5 protein-coding genes are annotated in these 6852 nt (G+C 63.0%); 1 reads left to right on the top strand and 4 read right to left on the bottom strand.

Translation table 11 applies throughout. From position 1 onward, the window contains the following. Nucleotides 1-205 precede the first annotated feature (205 nt). The 4 genes from J8I29_RS27450 to J8I29_RS27435 form a co-directional block, all read right to left on the bottom strand. A complete protein-coding gene (locus tag J8I29_RS27450) occupies nt 206-2263 on the bottom strand; it encodes a sigma-54-dependent Fis family transcriptional regulator (RefSeq protein WP_209434090.1) in 2058 nt (685 codons plus the stop codon). A 172-nt stretch (nt 2264-2435) separates the two neighbouring features. After that, nucleotides 2436-2909 (bottom strand): hypothetical protein, encoded by a 474-nt coding sequence (locus tag J8I29_RS27445; RefSeq protein WP_209434089.1) that lies wholly within the window; start codon nt 2907-2909, stop codon nt 2436-2438. Between the two features lie 338 nt (nt 2910-3247). Next, nucleotides 3248-4087: a TIM barrel protein gene (locus J8I29_RS27440; RefSeq protein ID WP_209434088.1), complete on the bottom strand. Its 840-nt coding sequence runs from the start codon at nt 4085-4087 to the stop codon at nt 3248-3250. 118 nt (nt 4088-4205) lie between these two features. After that, complete coding sequence (locus J8I29_RS27435; RefSeq protein WP_209434087.1) at nt 4206-5696, bottom strand: FAD-dependent oxidoreductase; 1491 nt, start codon at nt 5694-5696, stop codon at nt 4206-4208. A 151-nt stretch (nt 5697-5847) separates the two neighbouring features. Between J8I29_RS27435 and J8I29_RS27430 the strand changes: the two genes are divergently transcribed. Beyond that, a complete protein-coding gene (locus tag J8I29_RS27430) occupies nt 5848-6849 on the top strand; it encodes an SIS domain-containing protein (RefSeq protein ID WP_209434086.1) in 1002 nt (333 codons plus the stop codon). Nucleotides 6850-6852 lie beyond the last annotated feature (3 nt).

Here is a 6852-nt window from a genome sequence, read left to right as displayed (position 1 = left end):
AACGCCAAGTTCGTCACCGACTTCGTCGCAGCCTGGACAAAGGTCATGAACGCCGACCGCTTCGATCTGGCGTGACCCGGTCGGAGAACCGCGCGTGAAGGCTTGCGGCGCAGCCCTCCATGGGTGGCAATACCCTCCCCTGGAGGGGGAGGGCCAAGAACCAGCGCGCCGCTTCTGCCCGCAAGCCAAGCAAACTCACGAGAATTCAGAAGAAGCCGCGGCGAATGCCATACTGGTCCAGCTTGCGGTACAGCGTGGGACGAGAGACGCCGAGCCGGCGGGCTGCCCGGCTCAGATTGCCGTGCTCGGCAGCAAGAACCTGACGGATCGCCTGGCATTCGGCCTCTTCCAGTGTTCCCGTCCCCGCCAGGGGTGACGAAGCGAGCACAGGCCGATCATCGCTTGCGGCGGCGCGGGTGAGCTCTGCCGGCAGGTCGGCGACGCCGACGCTGCCGCCATTGCTGAGCACATGCAGCTTCTCGACCAGATTGCGCAGCTCGCGCACATTGCCAGGCCAGTGATAGGCCATGAGATGATCCAGCGCCTGCGGCGTGAACGCCAGTGGCTCCATCTGCATGCGGGCAGCGATCTTCTGGTTGAAGTGATCGAGCAGCAGCACGATGTCCTCCCCGCGCTCGCGCAGGGGCGGCACGCGGATCGATACCGTGCTGATGCGATAGAAGAGATCCCGGCGAAAGCGCCCTGCCTCCACCTCCTGCCTCAGTTCGCGATTGGTCGAAGCCACCAGCCGCACGTCGACCGGTCGGCGCCGGCTGTCGCCGATGCGGGTCACCACCCGGTCCTCGAGCACGCGCAACAGGAAGGGCTGGATATCCAGGGGCATTTCCCCGATCTCGTCGAGGCTCAGCACACCGCCATTCGCAAGCTCGAACACACCCGGCTTGCCCTCGCGGCTGGCGCCGGTGAAGGCGCCGGGCGCATGGCCGAACAACTCGCTGCCGAACAGTTCCCGGGTGATGGCGCCGCAATTGAGGGCTATGAACGGAGCATTCGCCCCTGCCGGGCTGCCCTGCTGAAGGAGCCTGGCGAACAGCTCCTTGCCGACGCCCGTCTCCCCTTCGATCAGCACGGAGGTGACGTCATTGGACTGCGCCACCCGGCAGGCGATGTCGACGGCTGCGCGCAAGGCGGGACTTTCGCCAATGATGGCGGCCCTGGCCTGATTGAGACGCGTGGAGGCCGGATTGACGGCCGGTACGAGGCTCGACGCTGCAACGGGTGGAAACACCAGCGCCGCTCCCCGCAGGTCTCCATCCAGCTCCAGCCGGTTGACATGGCAGCTCTGAAATTCCTGCGGCAATTGGCTGACCAGCCCATCCAGGCTGTCGGCGGCCGTCAGTTCGACCAGCCTTCGGGCCGGAGCGCCCGAGAAGGAGGCGAGGAAACCGCCCTCGATCGGCCTGGGCAGGTTGGCCTTGTAGATCACCCGGCCATGACGGTCGACGATCATCAATCCGTCGGAACGGCGATAGCGCGGCGCCGAGGTGATGAAGGCTTCGAGGAGACGCGTGCGCTCCTCGCTCTGCTGGTCGGCCAGGGCCTTCTCGATTTCCCGCGCAGCCGCCGCGACCAGAGCGGTGTTGTGGGGCCTGAAGATATCGGGATGGCCGGAAAGGTCGACCACGCCGATGATGCGCCCATCGAAAGGATCGCGCACCGGGGCACCGGCGCAGGTCCAGGCCTTGATGCCCGCGCAGAAATGCTCGGCCGCATGCACGAAGACGGGTTCACCGGCCCAGAGTGCCGTCCCGATGCCGTTGGTGCCCACGACATCCTCCGTCCATTTGCCGCCGACCGCCAAATGGATGTCCATACCATCGCGCAAAGTGCGTTCGTCGCCGACGGTATCGATGAGGGTGCCTTCGCCATCGGCAAGAACCAGCATGGCGCCGGTGCCCTCGAGCAACCGGCCGATGGTGAAGAAGGATCGGCGCGCCGCTTCCAGCAGTTCACGGTTGAGATAGGCCAGATGCTCGACCTCGTCGCGCCCTCCCCTGAGGGGGGCCTCATTCTGCTGCGCGTCGATACCGCCGGTGGCGCAGCGGTGCCAGGAATCGCGAATGAGGGAGCGGACCGGCGAACGCGCGCGATCCTTGTCCGAAGCACCGGAGAGCAGATTCTCCCAGGCCCGCATGGTCCGTCGTTCGTCATAGTCGAGATTCGCCACCGACAGGCTTCGGGCCTGTCGACCGGATTGGGCAACGCTGGTGCGGATGTCGTCCAGATCGATATCGCGTGTCATGCGTGCTTCACATTGCTCTCTCGAGTGGCACCTCTAGTTCATGGGAGTTCCAATCGGATGGCGGCGATAATGCAGGACACGACATGCCGACGCCATGCAGCAGGTGGCAAGGCCACGAGGAATGCACCGCCCTCGCAAGGCCCGTGGACATGCGAGAACGAGGCTCCGGCGTTCATTCCAGTTCCAGCCGGCGGCCGATCTCGGCGACGAGCCACTCTTCCGTGCGGTCGCCGGACAATGTTTGATTGTCGAGATCGGCGAGCCGGGTGGCGATCGGCTCGTCGAGCGGGGCAAAGAAACCATTCTCGCTCGTCGCCAGCACGAAGGTCTCGCTTCCGTCGCGAGCCGTGACCTGGCCGAGATGATGAAGCTGGCGGCTGGTGTTCTCATCCACCACGATGACACGGCCGTTGAGGCTGACGCGTATCCGGGGGAGCGGTTCCCGGGCGGGAGCGCCCGTGCCCATGTCGTGGAAGATAAGGCCTTGGGGCTGGGGTTTCGGCTTGGCCGCCTTGCTCGCGGAATAGGCGCCCGCGCTGAACTGATCGGCAAGACGCGTGATGGTCGAACGGTTTTCCGACAGAAGCCTGCGAAAGGCGGCATCCTCCCGGCGCGGGCCATCCCGCTTGGAAATAATCTCGACCACGAATCCCTCCCAGATTTCATTGGCCAGAACGGCGGCATTTCATGCTCTGTCGCGAGCATATTCCTTTTCCACCCACCCCACCAGCATCACCTTATAGGCCCGTTCTCCGCACCGCGGGTAGTAGAGGAGTACGACATCGGAAGTTCCCGCCGCATTCCCCTCGGCCGTCGGTTACCCTCGAGTTGCAGGTGGAAAACGCAAAATGCCATCCGTGCCGGTGCCCGGAAGAAATCGCTCTCGGTCCCGATGCCGAGGACGATCCGTTGCATGGCGAACAGGAGGGGCGATTTCTCCAAGGCTCCAGGTCGTCAAATTGGCGGCGAGTACCTTTTGATCTGCTACGCCCGGCGCAGGGCCTCGCGCATCGCCTCGACGCATTGCTTCAGCGGTGGGGCGGGATCCACGTTGTATTTCCAGTTGGTCAGCTCAACGGTTAGGGATCCCTCGTAGTGCTGACTGCGAAGATAAGCGATCAGTCTGTCGAGATCGACGATGCCCTCGCCCCACGCGAGATGACTGCCTTCAGCATCGGAGTCGGTGAAATGCACATGCGCGACGCGTCCGGCGAGTTGCGTGAAATAGTCCTCGGCTCGCTCATGCGTCATCACGGCGCCTGCGACATCATACACGGCGTGGAGCACGGGGCTCGCGAGCGCATCCATCAACGTCCGGATTTCCTTGGCCGAACGAATGATGTTGGCAAAGGAATCCGGCAAAGACTCCATCCAAAGATCGACACCGAGCCTGCGCGCGCGGTCGCAGAGAATGCCCATGGAATCGATGCAGCGCTCCAGCGCCAGCGAAGCCGGCTCGTCGCGATAGCCGCCACCCGCCGTGACCAGCAGGGCCGGTGCACCACATTCGACGGCGAATTCCATCGACTCCAGGAAATAGCGTACCGAACGGTCGCGAAGTTCCGGCTCCTTCGCCGAGATGTTGATGGGATAGATGCACTGCTCCGGCGTGAAAGCGACGATATCGAGGCCCATGCCGCGCACCTTGCGCCCCAGCGCCCGCGCATCCGCCAACGTCTTGTCACCAATGTAGAAGTGCGGGGCGGCCGCCCAGAGTTCGATGCGAGAAACCCCGGCATCACAAACATCGGCCAGAAACCGATCCATCGTATGCCTGACGTAGTGGAAGTTCATCGCACTGATATTGCGTTCGTCGAGCGCCATTGGATTTCCTCTCCTCGATGGCCCGCAGAGGTGGTGATTTCAAGCCTGTTTTCACAATAATATGAGAACGTTCTCAAAACGATTGATGACTTCGCGTCGCCCCCCTCTTCCCTCCGGATCAAGGCGATGGCGCTCGCAGGGTGAAGTCCGCGACGGTTTCTTCGGTAAAGCGGGCGATCTGGGCTGCCACCTCTTCCGGCGTCCAGCCGAGATGCGGGGCAGCCAATTTTGCCGCCGTCTCCGCATGGGACAAGCCAAGATCCGGCTCCCATCCTACGCGAAGACGGCGGCGCAGAATATCGGAGAGCGAGCGAGCCTGCTCGTGCAGCACGGCCTGGGCGACGGAGGTCTCCGTAACACGGTGTATATCCGCGATGCGAAACGCCCCTTTGTCGAGCGGACGCGGAGAGCCGGACGGTTTCAGCCGGCGAGCTACCGCACGCGTAAGCCTCCGTCCGGCGTCTTGGTGAGTCATCAGCAGCCCGCCCGTGAAAGTGAAGAAGTTCGGCAAGCCCTCATCAGTAAGGTCATGCTCGCGGACTGCAGCTGAAGAACTTTTGCCGTCGCTGGCGAGACTGCGAGGCCGAACGCCGGCCCAGGCGTAAAGCACGTCCTCGCGCCTCAGCCCAAAACCGGGAAACAGCCGCCCGATTTGAGCAAGGATGGCGGCAATCTCTGCTTCGGTTGCGCGGAACCCGTCGGGTCCGCCGCCGGAGGGAGAGTCCCATGGACCGGCGTAGTGAAGCTCACCCCAGGGAATCAAATAGAAGGGCGCGCCGGCCACGGTGACAGTCTCGAAGCCGATGCCGCGCAGCCTCTGCGGCAACCGGACGACGATGTTCGTGCCCTTTTCGCCGGTATTTTTGCGAATATGCGGCGCCCCGGCAAGCGCAATGATCTCATCCACCCATACGCCCGCACAGTTGATCACCGCACGCGAAGACACCTCGCGCGCCCCCTCCGCCCCCGTCAATCTCACCCGCCAAAGCTCGCCCTCACGCATGAGAGCCGCCACTGCCGTATGGTTCAGCGCCTCCATACCGATAGCCCGGGCCTTCATCACGGTGTCGACCACGATGCGCTCGGGCCAATGATACTGGTACTCGGTGAAACTTATCGCGCCGCGAATATCTTGAAGTCCCGCCATGCCCTCGAGAGCGGGATGCGCCCGTGCCTCCTGGGCGGAAAGAAGACGAAGATCCAGCGCCACCCTGCCACGATCAGCTGCCGCCATCAGCCGGAAGGCGAGCCGCGCCTTCCAAGGCGGAATGGCGTTTTCCCGTGTCAGCGGAACGATGAAGGTGACGGGCTTTACCCGCTCGGGTGCCGCTTGGACGAATTCAGCCCGCGCCTGCATGGCGCGGCGCATGAGGTCGAAGCACTCGATCACAGTGCGCGGCCGGGCCAGAAACGCGGCGATCGAGCCGGTGGCGCCGGAAAAATATCCAAGCCCGCAATGTTGCAACCTCGAGGTCTTGCTGGAGGTGCCCGAACCGTAATCGTCGCGCTCGATGAGCAAGGTGCGATAGCCCGCCGCCGTCAGGTGCTGGCCTGCCGCTGCGGCGATGATGCCGCCGCCCACGATCAAGGCGTCGTAGGTGTCCGTCACGTCCAATCCCACCCTGTCGTCCACTGCATAATGACGTTTTCACGCTCGAATGTGAGAACGTTCGCAAAATTTGGCGAAGGATGTCAAGTTCGCTTGACCCGGCCAGCCTGAACATAATACGTATTAGGACGTCATATAGAAAGGTACGGCCATGTCCCTCCCCTCAGCCTTTGATGGCGGCGTTGTTTCGGCGCTCGGCGCCTTCGAGGCAAAATCGGTCAAGCACGTGTTCTTCGTGGCCTGCGGCGGCTCGCTGTCGATCATGTATCCAGCCAAGTTCCTGCTCGATCAGCATTCGCCGCTGCCGTCGGATGTCTACAACGCCGCCGAGTTCGTTGCCCGCGGGCCGCGCTCTCTCGACAAGAACTCTTTGGTGGTTCTGTGCTCGATGACCGGCACGACCAAGGAAACGACGGCCGCCGCCGAATTCGCTCGCACCAGGGGGGCGACAACCATCGGCCTGACGGTCGATCCGGCCTCTCCGCTCGCCAGGACGGTGGACCATGTCGTCGGCTTCGAGGCGCCCTACACCACCGGGGTGCCGATCGACGCCAAAAACAGCAACTACTCGCGGATCTACCAGATCGTCATGGGCCTGGTCGCCCTCACTGGCGGCGAGAACCTCACCGAGACGCTGATCACGAGCGTTCTCGCCCTGCAGCCCGCCATTGATCGGGCGCAGGTCGCTTTTGCGCCGATGTTCGAAGATTATGCGCCGCGCTTTGCCAAGCAGGATGTCGTCTATACGGTTGCCAGTGGCGCGAGCTACGGCGCGGCCTATTCCTTCGCCATCTGCGTGCTCATGGAAATGCAGTGGATCAATAGCCAGGCGATCCACGCCAATGAATTCTTCCACGGCCCCTTCGAGGTTCTGGACAAGGATCGCGCCTTCATCCTCATGAAAGGCCTCGACAGCACGCGACGTCTCGAAGAACGCGCCGACGAGTTCCTGCATCGTTTCGGCAGCGCGGAGAACATCCTGGTCCTGGACGCCGAAAAGCTCGATCTTTCCGGCATAGACCCGCAGTTCCGCGGCAATTTAGTGCCACTGATCTTCTTCGACACGCTCTGGCGTTTTGCCTATAAGATCGCCGACCTGCGCAAACATGCGATGCTCGAAGGCCGGCGCTATATGAAGAAGATCAGCTATTGATCG

It is taken from the genome of Labrys sp. LIt4, from assembly GCF_017813775.1.
GTDB lineage: Bacteria > Pseudomonadota > Alphaproteobacteria > Rhizobiales > Labraceae > Labrys > Labrys okinawensis_A.
Note: the sequence above shows the minus strand (reverse complement) of the source record. Positions and strands in the feature narration are given on the sequence as shown.

Coding starts and splice junctions, on each gene's coding strand:
- J8I29_RS27450 (WP_209434090.1), bottom strand. CDS start 2,263: ATGACACGCGATATCGATCTGGACGACATCCGCACCAGCGTTGCCCAA.
- J8I29_RS27440 (WP_209434088.1), bottom strand. CDS start 4,087: ATGGCGCTCGACGAACGCAATATCAGTGCGATGAACTTCCACTACGTC.
- J8I29_RS27430 (WP_209434086.1), top strand. CDS start 5,848: ATGTCCCTCCCCTCAGCCTTTGATGGCGGCGTTGTTTCGGCGCTCGGC.